An 18,959-nucleotide genomic window follows, 5' to 3' on the forward strand; every position below is an offset into this window, starting at 1 on the left:
GCCCATCCCCGGTACGGGCATGGGCCAGTGCCTATTCAGGCAAGTGGGCTCCACAGCGTCGGCGCCTGTTCAGGGCTCCAGGCAGAGTTGGACACGTGGGCCTGGATGCAGCGATAACCCGCCCCCTTGTAACTGACCTGGTCACCCACGCGGTAGCTCACCCCGGCCGAGCTCCAAGGGCGGGTGCCCTCCTCGCCCTGCGGTGTGACCCGCAACACGTTGCTGGGCACCGATTCGCCGCTGGCGTTGTAGGCAGTCACGAAGAACTCGTACTCCACCCCTTCGCTAAGCCCTTCGGCGGTGTAGGTCAGCGCTGGAGGGCTCAATTGCTCCAGAAGCGCGCCGTCTCGGTAGAGGCGATAGCCGTCTACACCGGCCTGGCCAGTAGCGGGCGCGCCCCACATCAGGCTGGCGCTACGGGCAGTCACGCCCATCGCATGCAGCGCCAGGGGCTCGGTCGGTTTTACGCCCTCTTCCAACGGCAAGGTAGCGGCGCTCACGCGCGCGGGCTGCGAACGATGGCCCTCGCGATCTACCGCAACCACCTCGTAGGCATAGGCGGTTCCAGGTTGCAGGCCTTCATCCAGCCATTCCAGGTCATGGGCACCCCGGTAAGCGGCGGGCTGGCCGTCACGGGCGATTTCATACCCCGCGGCTGCGGTGCCGGACGTACTGGCCTGCCATGCCAGGCCGATGCTGCTGGTGGTGCGGGTAGCGACGCGCAGGTTGGATGGGCTGCCGGGCTCACCTGTGGAGCCAGCTTCGAAACTCAGGTCGACGACCTGATAGAACGCCATGCCGGTATCGGCCACCTCCCATACTGCCAGCAAGACGTGGTAACCCTCACGGTAAGGCAGGGTTATCTCATGCACGGTGGGGTCGGGGGGCAGCAGCTCTTCGCGATATCGCCAGGTCGGTACCAGATCGAATTGCACCGTGGTGAACGGCTCGCTCTCGAACTGGGCACGGCTGAGCTTTTTCGACGGGTCCCAATCCGGGCGCGTGATGAAGTAGTTCCAGCGCCGCGCGGCGTGGATCGCAGAGTAATGCCACTCGAAGCGCAGGCTCTGGCGGGCTTGCACCGAATGCGTCGGCCAGGGCGCACCGGTTTCGCTGGCCACCTCATCCAGCAAGCGCGCCTGAGGGTGCCCGGCGCTGGCGATCTGGCCGTCGGCAGGCTGCAGGTGGCTAGGCGAGTCGTCGGGGCCGCCAACAGGGTCGATCAGGCCCGTTTGGTAAGCCGGGAAAAACTTGCCGGCCTCCAGTGAGTAGGGGATCGAAGCGTCCATCCCTGCAACGCCACGCTCCCAGGCCCGCACGGCGCGAGACTTAGGCAGAAACACGCCGCCGTGAGCCGGCGTGATCGGCGCCCCTTGGCTGTTGCTTGCGCCCCACAGGTTGTGCGCCGCATCGGGCGCCCAATCCATGCGGGCTGTGTGTTTGCCCTTGCACAGGTACTTTTGACCTTTCCACATCACTGTGTCTCCCCGAACGTACAGCTTGCCTTCCTGCCATTGAGCCGGTTCTGGTTCCGGCTCTGGATCTGGATCCGGCTCTGGGTCCGGGCCTGGGCCTTCCCCGCCCTCGGTGATCCAACGATAACGCTCGACGAACTCCCACCCGTAGGGCGTGCCCTCTCTACTGCGGCCTGCATCCCAGTTGACCGACCAGGTCATCAGCCCGCGCACTGGGGTTCCTTGCTCGGTAAGCCGAAGCAGAGCAGTGTTGGCTTTCTCCGCTTCGTCTACATAACCGGTTGCAGCGGCGTCGACGTTCGAGGGCAGGCCGATCACGAACTTATCGGCGGGAATTTTCAGATAGCCGCGCGTGCCATGCACGAGGCTATCGGTGAGGTAGAACAGAAAGTCTGCCTTCTGCGCATCGTTATTCTGGGTCAGCCAAAGGTTGAGCTCATCGACCCAGACGCCGTCGCCGCCCTGGTTGTAGAACTGCGGCGCGATGAAGTCGTAATAGCCTTCCAAGCCGCTGATATAGGGCTCGTAGGCATTGCCGGGCTTCAAGTAGGGAAACTCCGGGGCCATGCTGATGATGAAATGCTTGCCCTGCCCGGCGTAGTGATCGCGCACCAGTTTCAGCGCGGCCGGGATCACCTGTGCATTGGCACCGGCTTTGATGGCGCTTTGTTCCAGGTCGATGTCCAGGCCGTCGAAACCATAGGTCTCCACAAGGCGTACCAGCTCGAACGCGAATGCCTGCTCGTCGCCCTCGCGAAACTCGATCTCGGCATCGGCACCGCCCAGGGAAATCAGTACGGCGCGGCCTTGGGCATTGAGCGCTCCGACTTGTTGGCGAAACGCTTCATCACTGAGCGCATAGGGCTTGAAGGTCGGGATGCCATGGCCTTTCATGAAGGCAACGGCCACTACGTTGTAAGGCGTAGGCACGTCGGTGAGCTGCAGAGCGGCGAACTCCCCACGCTGATAGCCGTCGCCACCCGGGTTGGGGGCCCAGTTGTGCCAGAAACCCATGAGAATCTTTTTGCCGCGAATGTTAGGCATCGTGCTGGCGGCATCTTCGACCCGCAGACCTGCTGCCGACCGTTTTCGAGCGATCGTTGCCTTGAGCGTTTTCGCTGCATGCTCGAACCAGCGTGTTGGCTTTGCCATGCTGTTCAATCCTCTGTTTGTCAGTGCGCAGGACTGCCGGGCAAGCGCAAGGCGACAGGACGTCGCCGACACCCATGGTAGGGACAAACACAAGGTGACAAAGCTGGCAAATCTACTGGTTTTCGTGCCTAGAGGCCGAGCCCGCGCAATGCGGCCTCGGTTCGGCTCGCCACGCCGAGAGCTTTGAACAGAGCCGAAACATGGATGCGCACCGTGAACGGCGAAATGCCCAGCTCACGCGCGATTTCTTTGTTGCTCTTGCCGGCGGTGATCAACCGCAGTACGTCCTGCTGGCGAGGCGTCAAGGGCAACGGTGCCGTGCCCTGCCGAGCGCCCTGGGAAGGTAGGCACACCAGCACCTGCCCAGCGCATGCCGCCATCAAGGTGTCGCAGAACTGCCTGGCAGGCACTCCTTTACCGATGAAAGCATTCGCGCCTGCGGCAATGGCCTGGCGGGCGATCGAATGCCGTTCGAGCATCGATACCACCACGATCACTGAGCTTGGAAACGCCTGCCGCAGGCGGGTTACGTGGGCAGTGCCGTAGACACCCGGAAAGCACAGGTCCAGAACGATCACCCGCGGCGCGGCCCCCGACTGCGCCAACGCCTCGACCTCATCGACCGTTGCTGCTTGTTCGATGGTGGCATCAGGTATCAAGCGTTTAACATTGCGCGCTACACCCTCGCGAAACAGTGGGTGGTCGTCGGCGATGATGATGCGATCGGCCACGGGGTTACCGGCCCCCTGCCAGAGGAAAGCACTGCCATGTATCCCATGAAAGACACCGAACTGGAGCAGGCCACCGTGAGATTGGTGGTGGCAAGTTGCGCTGCGCTGTATGTGGCGGTGGTATCGATGTTGCCGAGCTCGGTATTTGCATCATTCGCTCCGGTGTTGGCCTACAGCTTTTTCTTTCTGATTGTATCTGCACTGTTACGCCGCCATATCAAGAAACGCCCCGGCTATCGCCCGCTGCGCCGGTTGATGGAAATGCTCCATGACTATGCCGCCATTACCTTCGCCATGGTGCTCGGCGGTGAGCCGGCACTGCCGCTGTACGCGGTGCTCTTGTGGGTGACCGTCGGTAATGCCGTGCGCTTCGGCCGCCGTGACCTGGCATTGGCCACCACGCTGGGCCTGAGCTCGCTGGCTTTGGCCTGGTACCTCACGCCCATGTGGCAGGCCCATCCGTTCATGGTGGTTGCCCTGGTGCTGGCTATGCTCGCTGTGCCCAGCTATGCCTGTTTTCTCACCCGGCAAGCACACCGGATCGCCGCCGAACACCAGCGCGGCCACCTGGAGAACTCGAGGTTTCTGGCCCAGGCCAGCCACGACCTGCGCCAGCCGATTCAGTCGATCGGGCTGTTCACCGCATGCCTGCGCGAAGGGCCGCTCGACGCCACACAGCAGCGCATGGTCGACAACATCGACCAGTCGCTGCTCAATGCCTCGCAGCTGTTCCGGCGTTTTCTCGACGGTTACCAGATGGACCGCAGCCCGCTGCAGCCTGTAGCCCAAGCGGTCGACCTGCACCAGTTGGTGGAGGAAGCCTTGCGCCCCTTCGAGCAACAAGCCCGCGCCAGCGGCGTTGTACTCAGCTCGCGATTGACCCGGCGCCTCGTGGAAAGCGACCCGGACCTGCTGGCCCGCATGCTGCAAAACCTGATCGCCAACGCCCTCACCTACGCCCCCGGCAGCCGTGTTCTGGTCGGCACCCGGCGCTGCGCTACGGGCTGGTGGCTGCAAGTGCATGACAACGGCCCCGGAATGGCCCAAGCGCAGTTGGCCCGGATATTCGATGAGTGCTACCGGATCACGGCGAGCGCTTCGGTCCCGGGCCAGGGCCTGGGGTTGGCGATCGTCAGCCAGCTGGCTCAAAGCTTGGGCATGAGCGTTGCGATTCGCTCCCGGCCAGGGCAAGGTACGTGCGTCGGCGTGGGCCCGCTGCGGCCAATCGACACCGGGCTGGCGCGCGCCCCGCTGCCCGGCCTGCATATGCGCGCTGAACCAGCCGAGGGCTTGCAAAGGATGGAACAGCCGCAGCGCGCAGGCCGGGCTGCGGATCACTGGTAGCTGAAATCTTTCACCACGCCCTTGGCAAAGCGAACGGTAACGTTGCGCGGGCCGTTGCCTGCCGCCCCACCTTGCTGGCCCTTGAGCGCCCCATTGGCGAACTCGAGGATATCGGACGCATAGCCGCCTTGAGAGGTGTTGCGATTGATGCTGGTATTGACCCGGTTGCGAGTCTGGGTAGGCAGTGAGTTGGTCAGGCCGCTCAGCGGGCCGCTGTCACTGGCGCTTGCAGTGCCGGTATCACGCAGGTATTGCCAGGTTTCTTCGCCAGCGCCGGTGGCCTGGCGAGTGGTTGGCGCGCCCATGGCGGTCAACACCTGGTCGGAGGTCGTCTTGCCGGGCACCAGGGTGCGGTTGAGCTGCACCAGGTCGAAAGGTTGAGTCTGCGCGGGTTGGCCAGTGAGGCTGTTGATCACGTTGAGCCCGCCGCCGGTGCCATTGGGCATGTTGGCGCAGCCTGCCAAGGCCAGGGCAGCGATCACGAAAAGAGGCTTTTTCACAGGTCCGGTTCCTTGCGCGGGACCCTCGCCACACCCCAATAGGGGTACCACGAGCTCGCCGGGTCCATGGCGCTGTTGTATGCAAAATGAATGAAAGGTGGTTTGCCGCGACAGTAAACACCCCACCCCCTCCACCACCAATAGTACGGATGTGCTAATTCAGGGCACTCGTGGCTATCGGTGGTGTCGCGCTTTCAGACCAGAAGGTCCTCATAGAAGGCCCCATAGGCCTTGCTGGGGTGGCGGATCTGGATTTCCAGAATCCACAGCCCGGACGACGGACGGCCGGTGTAATCGCCAAGGTCGCCGGCCTTGTAGATCGCGTGGGGGAAATCACTCACGCGGTGGCCCTTGATGTCCAGATTCAGCTGCCAGCCCATCGCACCGGCGCGCTCACGGGCGAAATCGTACAGCTGCGGGCCCGTAGCACCGGTGCTGCGCCACCGCGCCTCGACCTCGTCGTACAGGGTTTTGGCAGCTGCGGCGCAGGCGATCATTTCCGGGTCGCTGCCGGTTGTGAAACTGGCGCCCGCATCGCCTTCATGGCCGCCATACACGGCCCCGAGGTCGATGAAGAAGATATCGTGCTCGCCCAGTACCGGGTCGCCATCGGAACGTTGGTGAAACATCTTCAAGGTGTTTTCCCCAAAGCGCACCAGCAGCGGATGCCAGATACGCGGTGTCTCAAGCTCCGCCAGCACCTGCTTGCCGATGGCCTGCGCATCGGACTCACGCATGCCGGGTTCGATGCGGGCGGCCAGGCGCTCGATCACCTGCCAGGTAGCAGCCTGGGCCTGCTGCATGGCGGCAAGGCTGTAATGCTGGCCGGTGGCTTCTTTGGAGTAGGCGGTCACAGTGGCGGCTCCTGGGGCGCGGGATGGCGTAGGGTGCCTGCGACTATAGCCCCCGCGGCATGGCCGTGCAGCCTTCATTTAGCCACGCGGCGCCTTGCGTACGGCAGCGAGTGATTTGCCCCGCCTGCGCGGCTCTGCTAACGTCGCGGCCGTTCATAATCGGTTACCGAGGCGCCTAGCATGGCCCGTAAAAAAGCTCCCGTTGACTTCGAAGCGTCCCTGGCGGAATTGCAAACGCTGGTCGAAAGCCTGGAAAACGGCGAGCTGTCGCTGGAAGACTCCCTGGCCGCCTTCGAAAAGGGCATCGGCCTGACCCGTGATTGCCAGGACGCCCTTACCCAGGCCGAGCAGAAAGTGCAGCAACTGCTCGAGCGCGACGGCGAGCTGGTCGAGGCCCCTCTGGACCTGGATGGCGCCGAATGATCGCGCAGTATCAAGCACTGTGCCAGGCGCGCGTCGACCAGGCACTGGCGACACTGTTTCAGGCACCGCTGGCCGACCTCGCTCGCCTTTACGAAGCCATGCGCTACAGCGTGATGAACGGTGGCAAGCGGATACGCCCGCTGTTGGCCTACGGGGCCTGCCAAGCGCTGGGCGCTGCGCCGGAACGAGCCAATGGTGCAGCCTGCGCGGTTGAGTTGATACACGCCTATTCGCTGGTGCACGACGACCTGCCGGCGATGGACGACGACGACCTGCGCCGCGGCCAGCCCACGACTCACAAGGCTTTCGACGAAGCCTGTGCGATCCTGGCGGGCGACGGCCTGCAAAGCCTGGCCTTCACCGCCCTCACCTCGCCTGCGCTTGCAGACCTCAGCGATGCCACGCGCCTGGAGATGGTCCGCACCCTGGCGTTGGCTGCCGGGCCGGCCGGCATGGTCGGCGGCCAGGCCATCGACCTGGGCTCGGTGGGCAAGCATCTGGACCAAGCGGCACTGGAGCGCATGCACCGGCACAAGACCGGTGCGCTGATCGAAGCCAGCGTGCGCCTGGGTGCTCTGTCCAGCGAGCGCGCCGACAACGCTGACCTCAATGCGCTGCAGGCCTATGCCCAGGCCGTGGGGTTGGCCTTTCAGGTGCAGGACGACATCCTCGATGTGGAGAGCGACACTGCCACGTTGGGCAAGCGCCAGGGCGCCGATATCGCCCGCGACAAGCCGACTTATCCGGCACTTCTAGGGCTGGCCGAGGCCAAAGCCTATGCGCAGGAGTTGCGCGACCAGGCCTTGCATGCACTGCGCCCCTTCGATGCCGCCGCCGAGCCCCTGCGCGAGCTGGCGCGCTACATCGTCGAGCGCCGCCACTGAGCCTTCGACGCCTTGGTTGGCCGTCAATCAGTGCCAGGTAGCTGTTCCCCGGCACTCATTGGGTTAAACTGCGGCCTTTTATACACGCCAAAAAACGACCCGCCTGATGCCTACGACGTTTCAAGAGATTCCCCGCGAACGCCCGCTCACGCCCCTGCTTGACCGTGCCGCGACACCCGCAGGCCTGCGCCGGCTGGGCGAAGCCGAGCTGGAAGAGCTGGCTGACGAGCTGCGCCTGGAGCTGCTGTATTCGGTCGGCCTGACGGGCGGGCATTTTGGCGCGGGCCTGGGGGTGATCGAGCTGACCATCGCCCTGCATTACGTCTTCGACACCCCCGACGACCGCCTGGTGTGGGACGTCGGCCACCAGGCCTATCCGCACAAGATTCTCACCGAGCGCCGTGAGCGCATGCCCACGCTGCGCCAGAAGGACGGCCTGGCGGCCTTCCCACGTCGTAGCGAAAGCCCCTTCGACACCTTCGGTGTAGGCCACTCCAGCACGTCGATCAGCGCCGCGCTGGGCATGGCCATCGCTGCCCGCCTGCAAGGCAGCGAGCGCAAGTCGATCGCAGTGATCGGCGACGGCGCGTTGACTGCGGGCATGGCCTTCGAGGCCCTGAACCACGCGCCCGAAGTGAATGCCAACATGCTGGTTATCCTCAACGATAACGACATGTCGATCTCGCGCAACGTCGGCGGGTTGTCCAACTACCTGGCGAAGATCCTTTCCAGCCGCACCTATGCCAGCATGCGCGAAGGCAGCAAGAAGGTGTTGTCGCGCCTGCCCGGGGCCTGGGAGATCGCCCGGCGCACCGAAGAATACGCCAAGGGCATGCTGGTGCCCGGCACGCTGTTCGAAGAGCTGGGCTGGAACTACATCGGCCCCATCGATGGCCATGACCTGCCCACGCTGATCGCCACCCTTCGCAACATGCGAGACCTCAAGGGCCCGCAGTTCCTGCATATCGTGACCAAGAAGGGCAAGGGGTTCGCGCCAGCGGAGGTCGACCCGATCGAGTATCACGCCATCACCAAGCTCGAGCCGCTGAACCCGCCACCTGCACCCAAGAAAGCCGTTGGCCCCAAATACTCTGCGGTGTTTGGCCAATGGCTGTGCGACATGGCCGAGGCCGACCCGAAACTGGTGGGCATCACGCCGGCGATGAAGGAAGGCTCGGATCTGGTTGCCTTCAGCGAGCGCTTCCCAGAGCGTTACTTCGACGTGGCGATCGCCGAGCAACATGCCGTGACGCTGGCCGCCGGCATGGCCTGCGAAGGCGCCAAACCAGTGGTTGCCATCTATTCGACCTTTCTGCAGCGCGCCTACGACCAGTTGATTCATGACGTCGCCGTGCAGAATCTCGACGTACTGTTCGCCATCGACCGGGCGGGCCTGGTAGGTGAAGACGGCCCGACCCACGCCGGCAGTTTCGACCTGTCTTACCTGCGCTGCGTGCCGGGCATGCTGATCATGGCGCCAAGCGATGAGAACGAGCTACGCCTCATGCTCAGCACCGGCTACCACTATCCAGGCCCGGCAGCGGTGCGCTACCCGAGGGGTAGCGGCCCGAACGCTGTCATCGAAGGTGGCCTGCAGACCCTTGAAATCGGCAAGGGCGTAGTGCGCCGCCAGGGCCGTAAAGTGGCCGTATTGGTGTTCGGCGTGCAACTGGCCGATGCGCTGGTGGCCGCCGAGGCGCTGGATGCCACGGTGGCAGACATGCGCTTCGTCAAACCGCTGGATGAAGCGCTGGTTCTCGAACTGGCAGGCAGCCACGAGTTGCTGGTCACGGTGGAAGAGAACGCAGTGATGGGTGGCGCTGGCAGTGCAGTGGGCGAATTCCTGGCCCGTGAGGGTATGGCCAAACCGCTGTTGCATCTGGGGCTGCCAGACCTCTATGTCGAACACGCCAAGCCGGCACAGATGCTCGCCGAGTGCGGGTTGGACGCCGCCGGGATCGAAGCGGCCATCCGCCAGCGCCTGGCGAAGTGACCGCACGCCCGCCAGCACTTAGCTGGCGGGTGTTCCCATCATGTGCCCCAATTTCACGGCTTTGGTCGCCAGGTAGTACTTGTTGTGCGGGTTGTGCCCGGTATGCAACGGCACACGCTCGGCCACAGCTACGCCCAAGTCGGCCAATGCCTGGACCTTGCGCGGGTTGTTGGTCATCAGGCGCATGGCCTTGACGCCCAGGTGCTCGAGCATCGGCTGCACGATGCGGTAATCGCGCTGGTCGGCAGCGAAGCCCAGGCGCTCGTTCGCCTCGACCGTGTCAGCACCGCCATCCTGCAACTCATAGGCGCGGATCTTGTTCAGCAGCCCGATCCCGCGCCCTTCCTGGCGCAGGTAAAGCAGCACGCCGCGGCCTTCGTGGGCGATGGCCTGCAGGGCCGCTTCCAATTGCGAACCACAATCGCAACGCTGGCTGAACAGCGCATCCCCCGTAAGGCACTCTGAATGCAAACGGCCCAGTACCGGCGCACCGTCGGCGATATCACCCAACGTCAGGGCTACATGCTCTCGCCCGCTTTGCTCTTCTCGAAAGCCATGCATGGTGAAGGTGGCAAAGGGGGTCGGCAGTTGGCAGGCGGCAACGAACGCAACAGGCACAGGGCGCTCCTGAACGGGCTTGAAAGGAAAGTGTGACAGTGTAACAGCAGCCTGGGCCAGAGGCTTATTCCAAATTATTGGGCACACCTATCGAAGCGCTCGATCCAGGCCTGGCGGCGCCCTCGAAGGGGTAAGGTTGCCTCCATCGGCCGAAGATCGGGCGAAGCGCACCGGCTGGGACCAATTCGTCCATGCGCCGGTCGAACACCTCACGCAGCCGCTGGCCATCGGCGGTGTTGGCGAACCCCAAGTACAGCGGCAACTCTGCCAGGTGGCTCAGCCGGTAATCCTGCGGGTTGGCTGCGGCCTGAAGAATCACGTCTATCTCGCTCAGTGCATCGACGTAGTAGTCGATACGGCCCTTGTCGAGCATCTGCAGGATACCCGTGCGACGCTGCACTTCTTGGAAACTCCGAACACCGGGCAGGTAGCGCTGCAATTCGTAGCCGTACACCCAGGCCAGCCGATAGTCGCCCAATCGCCCGCGGTCCGGTGCTGGTTTGCCGGAGGCTCTCAGGGCATAGATGTGATCGATGTCGTAGTTCCAGCGCGGGTACAGCCCCTCGCGTTCCTTCTGGTAGGAGCCCACCCAGATATCGGCGTGGCCCTCTCGCACCAGCCCAAGCGAACGCACATACAGGTCGGTGCGCGGCTGTACCCGGTAACCGGCCGGTTCGAAGATCGCCCGCAGCAGGTCCCAGGCAAGGCCGGTGCCGTCGGCGTTGGTGTAGTCGGCCCACTCCTTGCTCACCACCCGGACAGTGGCCGGCTCAGCCCGGCCCAGCAGCGGTATGCTCATGAGCAATACCAGCCAGATCCATTTAGCCACCTTCGACTCCCTGCCGATCAGCCTACTGCCCAGACAATCACTTGCATGCTGGCCCACGCAAACACCCCGGCGAGTACGTCATCGAGCATGATGCCCACACCGCCATGCACGTGCCGGTCGATCCAGCGGATCGGCCAAGGCTTGAGAATATCGAAGAAGCGGAACACCAAAAACCCGACCAGCAGCCAGTACCAGCCGGCAGGCACTAGCCAGAGGGTGATCCACATCCCTACAATCTCATCCCAGACAATGCCCTCGTGGTCGTGAACACGCAGGTCATCGGCGACCTTGCCACACAGCCAGAAGCCGAACAGCATCGACACGCCGAGCATCAGCCAGTAGCCCCAATCGGGTAGCATCTGCCACAGCGGAATGAACGGGATGGCCACCAGCGACCCCCAGGTGCCGGGGGCCTTGGGCAAGGTCCCGGAGCCGAAGCCGAAGGCGATGAAGTGCCAGGGGTTACGCCATACCGAGGGCGGTACGAATTCGCCAGGCACCTGATGAGGATGTTCGCTCACAGGGTCTCCTGAAAGTGTTGATAGCCACGCACGGCCGGAGTGATGTCCAGCCCTGCCTCATCGACCAGTTGGACGCCCTGCCCGGCCACTACCTGGCCGATCGGCAGGATCGGCCAGCCCGCCGCTTGCAAAGGCGTGAGCGCATGGCCGGGCAGGCTGAACGCCAAGATATAGTCGTCACCGCCGGCCAGTGCCGCCTGCAATGCAGCAGGCTCGCCCAGCACAGCCCGTAAGGCATCAGACACTGGCACCCGTGATCGTTCGATTAGAATGGCCACCCCCGAGGCTTGCGCAATGTGCCCAGCGTCGGCGAGCAACCCGTCAGAGATGTCGAGTGCAGCACTGGCGTACCCGCGCAATGCCTGGCCCAATAGCAGTTGAGGCTGGGGCGACCAGTAACGGGCCAGCAGTGGCTCAGCCAGCTCGGGCGGGGCCTGGCGCTGGCCCAGCACGAGCGGCAAGGCCCCGGCAGCGTCGCCCAACGGGCCACCGACACAGAACAACTCGCCAGCACGGGCACCGGAGCGCAATAGCGCCCCGCCAGAAGGCACACTGCCAAAAACGGTGAGAGTCAGGCTCAGCGGGCCGCGGGTGGTGTCGCCCCCTATCAACCGCAAGGCGCAGCGCTGCGCCATGTGCGACAGGCCCGCCGCATAGCGCTCCAGCCACTGGGCAGAAAACGCAGGCAGGGTCAGGGCGAGGGTAAAGCCCAACGGCCGGGCGCCCATTGCGGCCAGGTCACTGGCGGCCACGGCCAGTGAACGCTGGCCTAGCAGAAACGGGTCGGCCCCCTCGGGGAAATGGACACCGCTGACCAGCGTGTCGGTGGACACCGCCAGTTGCTCGCCCGCCAGGGGAGCCAGCAAGGCACAATCGTCGCCAATGCCTAAAGCAACTTCGCCGCCGTGCCCAGCACAGGGCGCGGCGGCGAAGTAACGGCCGATGAGTTCGAACTCACCCATAATTGCGGCACTCAGCGCTTGTTCGCCTTCACTTCAGGCCCACGCAGTTGTGGCGCGAGCTTGTCGAGTACACCGTTGACGAATTTGTGGCCGTCGGTGGAGCCAAACAGCTTGGCCAGCTCGATGCCCTCGTTGATCACCACGCGGTAAGGCACGTCGACCCGCTTGAGCATTTCGAAGGTGGAGAGCCGCAGCACGGCCAGCTCGACCGGGTCGAGCTCGTCCAGGGCCAGGTCGAGGCATGGCACCAAAGCGGCGTCGATTTCGGTTTTGCTTGCCGGAACACCGTGCAGAATCTCGCGGAAATAGGCGCCGTCGACATCGGAGAAATCGTTGTCGACACGAAACTGGGCCTCGATCTCGTTGAGCGAATGCCCTGCCAACTGCCACTGGTACAGTGCCTGCGTCGCCAACTTGCGGGCCTCCCGGCGCCGTGCGGAACGGTTCTTGGCTTGGGCGGGGTCGAGCGGGCTGCGCGGGTTGAAGCGCTCGTTGTCGTCGTTGCTCACTTGGCCTCCAACTGCCCGAGCAGGCTGACCATTTCAAGGGCTGACAAAGCGGCTTCAGCGCCCTTGTTGCCGGCCTTGGTGCCAGAACGCTCGATGGCTTGCTCGATCGAATCGACGGTCAGCACGCCGAAGGCGACGGGCAGGCCGAATTCCATGGACACCTGGGCCAGGCCCTTGGTGCATTCACCGGCAACGTATTCGAAGTGCGGCGTGCCGCCCCGAATGACCGCGCCCAGCGCGACGATAGCGTCGTAGTCACCCTGCTGGGCGACCTTCTGCGCTACCAGTGGGATTTCGAAGGCGCCAGGGGCACGGATGATGGTGATGTCGCTTTCACTCACGCCATGGCGAACCAGGGCATCGATGGCGCCACTGACCAGGCTTTCGACGACGAAGCTGTTGAAGCGGCCGACCACCAGGGCAAAGCGACCTTTGGGGGCGATGAAAGTACCTTCGATGGTCTTCACGGTCATTGCGGGTCTCGTATTTAAAGAGCCGGGCCGCATCATTGCGGCCCGTGGGAGAGTAGATGCAAGCAGCGCCGGGCGCCGCTCACTCCGATGGCACGTATTCTACAACTTCCAGGTCGAAGCCGGAAATGGCGTTGAACTTCATCGGCGAGCTCATCAGGCGCATCTTGCGCACACCCAGGTCGCGCAGGATCTGCGAACCGGCACCGACGATGCTGTAGGTGGTGGGTTTCTTGACCGGCGTATGCTCGGTCGCCTCGCGAATCTGGGCCAGCAGCGCGTCGCCATCCGGGGCGTGGCCCAGCAGCAATACGACGCCGCTACCGGCTTCGGCCACGGTGGTCATCGCCGCCCGCAGGCTCCAGCGCCCGGGCTGGCGTACCATGAGCAGGTCGCGCAGTGGGTCCATGTTGTGCACCCGCACCAGCGTGGGCAGGTCGCCGCCGATCTCGCCCAAGGTCAGCGCCATGTGCACCTCGCCCTCGACCGAATCCCGGTAGGTCACAAGTTTGAAGTGCCCCAGCTCGCTGTCCAGCGGCTGCTCGGCGACCCGCTGAACGGTGCGCTCGTGGATCATCCGGTAATGGATGAGGTCGGCGATGGTGCCGATCTTGATGTCGTGCTCGGCGGCGAAGGCTTCCAGTTCGGCGCGGCGTGACATGGTGCCGTCATCGTTCATGATCTCGCAGATCACCCCGGCTGGCTCATAGCCGGCCATACGGGCCAGGTCGCAGGCCGCTTCGGTGTGGCCGGCACGGGCCAGGGTGCCACCGGGCTGGGCCATCAGCGGGAAGATGTGGCCGGGGCTGACGATGTCTTCGGCCACCGCTTCGCGGGCAGCTGCCGCCTGCACGGTGCGCGCGCGGTCGGCGGCGGAAATGCCGGTAGTCACGCCTTCGGCGGCTTCGATCGAGACGGTGAACTTGGTGCCGAAGCCTGAACCGTTGCGCGGGGCCATCAGCGGCAGGCGCAGGGTTTCGCAGCGCTCGCGGGTCATCGGCATGCAGATCAGGCCACGGGCGAAGCGCGCCATGAAGTTGATGTGCTGGGCCTGGCAGCATTCGGCGGCCATGATCAGGTCGCCTTCGTTCTCGCGGTCTTCGTCATCCATCAGGATGACCATCTTGCCTTGGCGAATGTCTTCGACCAGTTCTTCGATCGTGTTGAGCGCCACGCGGCACCCCCTTGCAGTCAGGATTTCAAATAGCCGTTGGCGGCCAGGAAGCTTTCGGTGATACCACCTGCACTCGGCTCGGCAGCCTTGTCGCCCAGCAGCAGGCGCTCCAGATAACGGGCCAGCAGGTCAACTTCGAGGTTCACCCGCCGCCCAGGGCGGTAGTCGGCCATGATGGTTTCAGCCAGGGTGTGCGGCACGATGGTCAACTCGAACTCGGCGCCGTCTACCACGTTCACGGTCAGGCTGGTGCCATCGACGGTGATCGAACCCTTGTGAGCGATATACCGGGCCAGGGCCGTGGGCGCACGCACACGAAACTGAATGGCGCGGGCATTATCGGCACGGGATACAACCTCGCCAATGCCGTCGACGTGACCGCTCACCAAGTGGCCGCCCAGGCGGCTGGTGGGGGTGAGGGCTTTTTCGAGGTTGACCGGGCTGCCCGCCTTGAGGTCGCCGAACGCGGTGACATCCAGGGTTTCGCGGCTGACATCGGCCCAGAAACCGTCGCCTGGCAGCTCCACGGCAGTCAGGCACACGCCATTCACGGCGATGCTGTCGCCCAGTTTGACGTCGGCCAGGCTCAGCTTGCCGGTGTGCACGTAGACTCGCACGTCTCCACCCTTGGGGGTGATCGTACGGATGCTGCCGATCGACTCGATGATGCCGGTGAACATGAAAGTGCCTCCAGAAGAATTCGGTTTATGCGGGCGGCGTAGGCACCGCAGTGATCAGCCAGTCATCGCCTACGGCGCGCAGCCCGGTAATCTTCAGCCGGGGTGCATCGGCCATGTGCGCCAACGGCCAGTCGAGCAGCGGGCGAGCATCAGAGCCCAGCAGGCATGGCGCCATGAACAGCTGGAACTCATCGACCAGCCCCTGACGGGCGAACGCCCCAGCCAGGCGAGCGCCAGCCTCTACCAGCAGCTCGTGGATGCCGCGCGCCGCGAGCTCACGCAGCAGGCTCGGCAGGCATACCTGGCCGTTGTCGCCCGGCATCGCCAGCAACTGAGCATGGGCGCTGGTGTACGCCGCGGTATCGGCAGGCAGGCTGTGGCAGACCACCAGCGAAGGACCTGCGGCGAAAAACGGCGCATCCAGCGGCACCCGCAGCCGCCCGTCGATCAGGATGCGCAGCGGCGGGCGCGCCAAGGCAAGGGCTCGTTGCTCATCGGGCAGGCCCAGCTCGGCGCTGCGCACGGTCATACGCGCACCATCGGCCATCACGCTGTCGGCGCCGGCCAGCACGGCACTGGCACTGGCGCGCAGCCGCTGCACGGCACGGCGCGCGTCGGGGCCGGTGATCCATTGGCTTTCGCCGTTGGCCATGGCGGTGCGGCCGTCCAGGCTCATGGCGAGCTTGGCGCGTACGAAGGGCAGGCCCTGCTCCATCCGCTTGATGAAACCGGGGTTGAGGGCGCGCGCATCGGCTTCGAGCACGCCGACGCTCACCTCGATACCGGCCTCGGCAAGGCGCGCCAGGCCTGCGCCGCCGACCTGCGGGTTGGGGTCGCGCATCGCTGCCACCACCCGCGCCACGCCTGCGTCGATCAACGCATTGGCGCACGGCGGCGTACGGCCGAAGTGGCTGCACGGCTCAAGCGTGACATAGGCAGTGGCGCCACGCGCCCGCTCGCCGGCCTGGCGCAACGCATGGACCTCGGCATGCGGCTCGCCGGCGCGGCGATGCCAGCCCTCACCCACCACCTCGGTGCCGCGCACGATCACACAACCGACCCGGGGGTTGGGGTGGGTCGAATACCGGCCCAGTGCTGCCAACTCCAGAGCCCGCGCCATGTAGCGATGGTCGAGCGCGCCTTGCTCGGCGGAGAGGCTCATGAGCCTGCGGGCTCGCGGGCAAGCCGGTCGATCTCTTCTCGGAACTCGTCCAGGTCCTGAAAGCGCCGGTAAACCGAGGCGAAGCGGATATACGCCACCTCATCGAGCTTGCGCAATTCGCCCATCACCAGCTCGCCGACCACCAGCGACTTGACCTCGCGCTCGCCCGTGGCGCGCAGCTTGTGCTTGATGTGACCAATGGCGGCTTCGAGGCGCTCGATGCTCACCGGCCGCTTCTCGAGCGCCCGCAGCATGCCGGCGCGAAGCTTCTCCTCGTCGAACGGTTGGCGCGTGCCGTCTTGCTTGATCAGCCGGGGCAGCACCAGCTCTGCAGTTTCGAAGGTGGTGAAACGTTCGCCGCAGGCCAGGCACTCGCGGCGCCGGCGCACCTGCTCGCCCTCGGCGACCAGGCGTGAATCGATGACTTTGGTGTCGTTGGCACCGCAAAAGGGACAGTGCATGGGGGCAGGCCACAGCGCTTGCAATAAAGGACGGCCATGGTAGCGCATCCACCCGGCAAGACAAGGCCGAGGCTTTGCGGTATACAGTGATGCCGCCACAGCCAGGACCCCGGCCCCATGAAAGTACGTTCACTCGCCTTGCTCGGACTGTGCGGGCTGCTCGCCGCCTGCGGCAGCGACGCGCCCAAGCCTCAACCGGCCAAGCCGGCGGCGCAGGCCCCGGCGCCCGATATCAAGGCCCCCGAAGCACTCGGCCCGCTGCCGGCCTGGCAGCGGGAAATCAGCGGTACGCTCGAAGGCATACCCGCTGGCGCTCAGGTCGAGCTGGCGCTGCTGGTGGTCGACGAAAAAAGCCGCCCGCAGCGCCTGCTGTCAAGCACCACCCTGGCCGGCAACAACCGCTCGTTGGTATTCCAGCTGCGCTTTGCTCCCGAAGCCTTCCCGCAGAATGCCCGGGTTGAACTGCGGGGCCGCGCCAGCCAGGCAGGTGTTCTGACGCTGCGCCTGGCCCCCCAGGCCATCAGCCAGGGCACTACACAAAACCTGGGCAACTTGCAGATGTACAAGGCGCCCTGAGTGGCACCTGCTGCCCTTGGGCATGCATTGGCGCAGTTGCTGGGCGACGCCCGTTTGGTGCGCACCGAACTGCCGGGCACCGAGCTGGCGCTGTGGCTGATCGACCCTGGGCAGATGGCGCGCCCCTTCAGCGCCGAGGAAACCCAGCGCATTCTCAATGACCCGCCTTACTGGTGTTTCTGCTGGGCCAGCGGCCTGGCACTGGCACGCTGGCTGGCCGACGCGCCGCACTGGGTGGCCGGCAAGCGTGTGCTGGATTTCGGTGCAGGTTCCGGGGTCGCCGGCATCGCCGCGGCTCGTGCAGGGGCGGCCGAGGTAGTGGCCTGCGACCTCGACCCCTTGGCTTTACAAGCCTGCCAGGCCAATGCGGCGCTCAATGGCGTGAGCCTTTCGCTGAGCACAGACTTCTTCGGCGAGGCCGACCGCTTCGATCTGATACTGGTCGCAGATGTGCTCTATGACCGGGCCAACCTGCCTTTGCTCGACCAGTTCCTCAGCCGCGGCCGCCAGGCACTCGTGGCCGATTCACGGGTGCGCGATTTCAACCACCCGCTGTACAGCCCACTCGGCACGCTCGATGCCCTGACCCTGCCCGACCTGGCCGAGCCGGAGGCGTTTCGCAAGGTCAGCCTTTATCATGCCCGGCGCTGCTGACTTCCGGCGCCGAGGTAGAGCCTTTATAGTGGCTGGCATTGCCTAACGGTCATGTTGGAAACCACGATGAGCCAGGACACTTCTTACATCTTCGATGTCACCGATGCCGACTTTCAGCAGCGGGTGATCGAAGCCTCGTTCAACCAGCCAGTGCTGGTGGATTTCTGGGCCGAATGGTGCGCACCCTGCAAGGTGCTGATGCCGATGCTGCAGCAGATCGCCGAAAGCTATCAGGGCGCACTGCTGCTCGCGAAGGTCAACTGCGACGTCGAGCAGCAGGTGGTCGGCATGTTCGGTATCCGCAGCCTGCCGACCGTGGTGCTGTTCAAGGATGGCCAGCCGGTCGATGGTTTTGCCGGTGCCCAGCCCGAATCGGCCGTGCGGGCCATGCTCGAGCCTCATGTGCAGATGCCGCCGCCTGCAGCGGACGACCCTTTCGAACTGGCCCAGGCGCAGTTCAGCGAAGGCCAGTACGCCCAGGCCGAAGCCACACTCAAGGCCCTGCTCACCGAAGACAGCAGCCAGGTCGGCGCGCTGATCCTCTACGCTCGTTGCCTTGCCGAACGCGGTGAGCTGGGCGAGGCGAGCACACTTCTGGACTCGATCAAAAGTGATGAGCACAAGGCCGAGCTGGCCGGGGCCAAGGCGCAGCTCACCTTCCTGAGCCAGGCTGAGACCCTGCCCGATGCGGCCGAGCTCAAGGCGCGGGTGGCACAGAACCCTGGTGACGACGAAGCGGTTTACCAACTGGCGGTCCGCCAGTTGGCACGGCAGCAATACGAAGCCGCGCTCGATGCCCTGCTCAAGCTGTTCGTGCGTAACCGCGCATGGAACGAGGGCTTGCCGCACAAGACCTTGCTGCAGGTGTTCGACCTGTTGGGCAACGATCACCCGCTGGTGACTACCTACCGCCGCAAGCTGTTCGCCGCGCTTTACTGAACGCCAGCCGGGCGAACCGGGTCAGTATTTCTTTGCCACTGACCCGGG

21 protein-coding genes are annotated in these 18,959 nt (G+C 64.6%); 7 read left to right on the forward strand and 14 right to left on the reverse strand.

The annotated features are described in order from the left end of the window. Positions 1 to 35: 35 nt before the first annotated feature. Positions 36 to 2,519 carry a lytic polysaccharide monooxygenase gene (locus F474_RS18885; protein WP_256577815.1) on the reverse strand — a complete coding sequence of 828 codons (2,484 nt, stop codon included), beginning with the start codon at positions 2,517 to 2,519 and terminating at the stop codon, positions 36 to 38. Positions 2,520 to 2,755: 236 nt separating this feature from the next. Beyond that, on the reverse strand, positions 2,756 to 3,358 hold the full coding sequence (locus F474_RS18890) for a response regulator transcription factor (RefSeq protein WP_097087031.1): 603 nt from the start codon (positions 3,356 to 3,358) through the stop codon (positions 2,756 to 2,758). 36 nt (positions 3,359 to 3,394) lie between these two features. On the opposite strand from F474_RS18890, the gene F474_RS18895 reads away from it, so the two are divergent. Next, positions 3,395 to 4,702: a HAMP domain-containing sensor histidine kinase gene (locus F474_RS18895; RefSeq protein WP_097087029.1), complete on the forward strand. Its 1,308-nt coding sequence runs from the start codon at positions 3,395 to 3,397 to the stop codon at positions 4,700 to 4,702. Here the strand turns inward: F474_RS18895 and F474_RS18900 are convergent. Together F474_RS18900 and F474_RS18905 are read right to left on the reverse strand one after the other, a co-directional pair. Next, positions 4,693 to 5,202 (reverse strand): hypothetical protein, encoded by a 510-nt coding sequence (locus F474_RS18900; protein ID WP_097087026.1) that lies wholly within the window; start codon positions 5,200 to 5,202, stop codon positions 4,693 to 4,695. The genes F474_RS18895 and F474_RS18900 overlap by 10 nt on opposite strands. 194 nt (positions 5,203 to 5,396) lie before the next feature. Then, positions 5,397 to 6,056, reverse strand: coding sequence for a M24 family metallopeptidase (locus F474_RS18905; RefSeq protein ID WP_097087023.1), 660 nt, complete (start codon positions 6,054 to 6,056; stop codon positions 5,397 to 5,399). Between the two features lie 180 nt (positions 6,057 to 6,236). Here F474_RS18905 and F474_RS18910 point away from each other — a divergent pair, with 180 nt between their 5' ends. The 3 genes from F474_RS18910 to dxs all read left to right on the forward strand — a co-directional run bounded on the left by F474_RS18910 (position 6,237) and on the right by dxs (position 9,356). Then, positions 6,237 to 6,479 (forward strand): exodeoxyribonuclease VII small subunit, encoded by a 243-nt coding sequence (locus F474_RS18910; protein WP_097087021.1) that lies wholly within the window; start codon positions 6,237 to 6,239, stop codon positions 6,477 to 6,479. Continuing rightward, positions 6,476 to 7,363 (forward strand): (2E,6E)-farnesyl diphosphate synthase, encoded by an 888-nt coding sequence (gene ispA / locus F474_RS18915; RefSeq protein ID WP_097087019.1) that lies wholly within the window; start codon positions 6,476 to 6,478, stop codon positions 7,361 to 7,363. The genes F474_RS18910 and ispA overlap by 4 nt, the downstream gene beginning before the upstream one ends. A gap of 106 nt (positions 7,364 to 7,469) precedes the next feature. Further along, a complete protein-coding gene (gene dxs / locus F474_RS18920; RefSeq protein ID WP_097087017.1) occupies positions 7,470 to 9,356 on the forward strand; it encodes a 1-deoxy-D-xylulose-5-phosphate synthase in 1,887 nt (628 codons plus the stop codon). Positions 9,357 to 9,374: 18 nt separating this feature from the next. On the opposite strand, the gene ribA is transcribed toward dxs, so the two are convergent. The 10 genes from ribA to nrdR all read right to left on the reverse strand — a co-directional run bounded on the left by ribA (position 9,375) and on the right by nrdR (position 16,742). Beyond that, positions 9,375 to 9,974, reverse strand: a complete 600-nt coding sequence (ribA, locus tag F474_RS18925; RefSeq protein WP_097087014.1) for a GTP cyclohydrolase II — start codon at positions 9,972 to 9,974, stop codon at positions 9,375 to 9,377. A 64-nt stretch (positions 9,975 to 10,038) separates the two neighbouring features. Then, the gene (locus F474_RS18930; RefSeq protein WP_097087665.1) at positions 10,039 to 10,773 is read right to left on the reverse strand and encodes an ABC transporter substrate-binding protein; all 735 of its coding nucleotides are present in this window, start codon (positions 10,771 to 10,773) and stop codon (positions 10,039 to 10,041) included. 47 nt (positions 10,774 to 10,820) lie between these two features. Continuing rightward, positions 10,821 to 11,324: a phosphatidylglycerophosphatase A gene (locus F474_RS18935; RefSeq protein ID WP_097087012.1), complete on the reverse strand. Its 504-nt coding sequence runs from the start codon at positions 11,322 to 11,324 to the stop codon at positions 10,821 to 10,823. Continuing rightward, entirely contained in the window at positions 11,321 to 12,286 is a 966-nt protein-coding gene (thiL, locus tag F474_RS18940; RefSeq protein ID WP_097087011.1) for a thiamine-phosphate kinase, read from the reverse strand. The genes F474_RS18935 and thiL overlap by 4 nt, the downstream gene beginning before the upstream one ends. 11 nt (positions 12,287 to 12,297) lie before the next feature. Further along, the gene (nusB, locus tag F474_RS18945; RefSeq protein WP_097087008.1) at positions 12,298 to 12,795 is read right to left on the reverse strand and encodes a transcription antitermination factor NusB; all 498 of its coding nucleotides are present in this window, start codon (positions 12,793 to 12,795) and stop codon (positions 12,298 to 12,300) included. Next, the gene (gene ribE, locus F474_RS18950) at positions 12,792 to 13,268 is read right to left on the reverse strand and encodes a 6,7-dimethyl-8-ribityllumazine synthase (protein WP_097087006.1); all 477 of its coding nucleotides are present in this window, start codon (positions 13,266 to 13,268) and stop codon (positions 12,792 to 12,794) included. The genes nusB and ribE overlap by 4 nt, the downstream gene beginning before the upstream one ends. Positions 13,269 to 13,347: 79 nt before the next feature. Then, on the reverse strand, positions 13,348 to 14,439 hold the full coding sequence (gene ribBA / locus F474_RS18955; protein ID WP_097087005.1) for a bifunctional 3,4-dihydroxy-2-butanone-4-phosphate synthase/GTP cyclohydrolase II: 1,092 nt from the start codon (positions 14,437 to 14,439) through the stop codon (positions 13,348 to 13,350). Between the two features lie 17 nt (positions 14,440 to 14,456). After that, positions 14,457 to 15,119 carry a riboflavin synthase gene (locus F474_RS18960; RefSeq protein ID WP_097087003.1) on the reverse strand — a complete coding sequence of 221 codons (663 nt, stop codon included), beginning with the start codon at positions 15,117 to 15,119 and terminating at the stop codon, positions 14,457 to 14,459. A gap of 25 nt (positions 15,120 to 15,144) precedes the next feature. Beyond that, positions 15,145 to 16,281 (reverse strand): bifunctional diaminohydroxyphosphoribosylaminopyrimidine deaminase/5-amino-6-(5-phosphoribosylamino)uracil reductase RibD, encoded by a 1,137-nt coding sequence (gene ribD / locus F474_RS18965; RefSeq protein WP_097087001.1) that lies wholly within the window; start codon positions 16,279 to 16,281, stop codon positions 15,145 to 15,147. After that, positions 16,278 to 16,742: a transcriptional regulator NrdR gene (gene nrdR, locus F474_RS18970; protein WP_097086998.1), complete on the reverse strand. Its 465-nt coding sequence runs from the start codon at positions 16,740 to 16,742 to the stop codon at positions 16,278 to 16,280. Before nrdR ends, ribD begins: the two co-directional genes overlap by 4 nt. A 117-nt stretch (positions 16,743 to 16,859) precedes the next feature. Here nrdR and F474_RS18975 point away from each other — a divergent pair, with 117 nt between their 5' ends. The 3 genes from F474_RS18975 to trxA all read left to right on the forward strand — a co-directional run bounded on the left by F474_RS18975 (position 16,860) and on the right by trxA (position 18,911). Further along, positions 16,860 to 17,318: a hypothetical protein gene (locus F474_RS18975; protein WP_097086996.1), complete on the forward strand. Its 459-nt coding sequence runs from the start codon at positions 16,860 to 16,862 to the stop codon at positions 17,316 to 17,318. Further along, a complete protein-coding gene (locus tag F474_RS18980) occupies positions 17,319 to 17,972 on the forward strand; it encodes a methyltransferase (protein WP_097086994.1) in 654 nt (217 codons plus the stop codon). Positions 17,973 to 18,038: 66 nt separating this feature from the next. Beyond that, positions 18,039 to 18,911 carry a thioredoxin gene (trxA, locus tag F474_RS18985; protein WP_097086992.1) on the forward strand — a complete coding sequence of 291 codons (873 nt, stop codon included), beginning with the start codon at positions 18,039 to 18,041 and terminating at the stop codon, positions 18,909 to 18,911. Positions 18,912 to 18,959: the final 48 nt, after the last annotated feature.

The sequence above is a fragment of the Pseudomonas sp. URIL14HWK12:I12 genome, assembly GCF_003097135.1.
Classification (GTDB): Bacteria; Pseudomonadota; Gammaproteobacteria; order Pseudomonadales; family Pseudomonadaceae; genus Aquipseudomonas.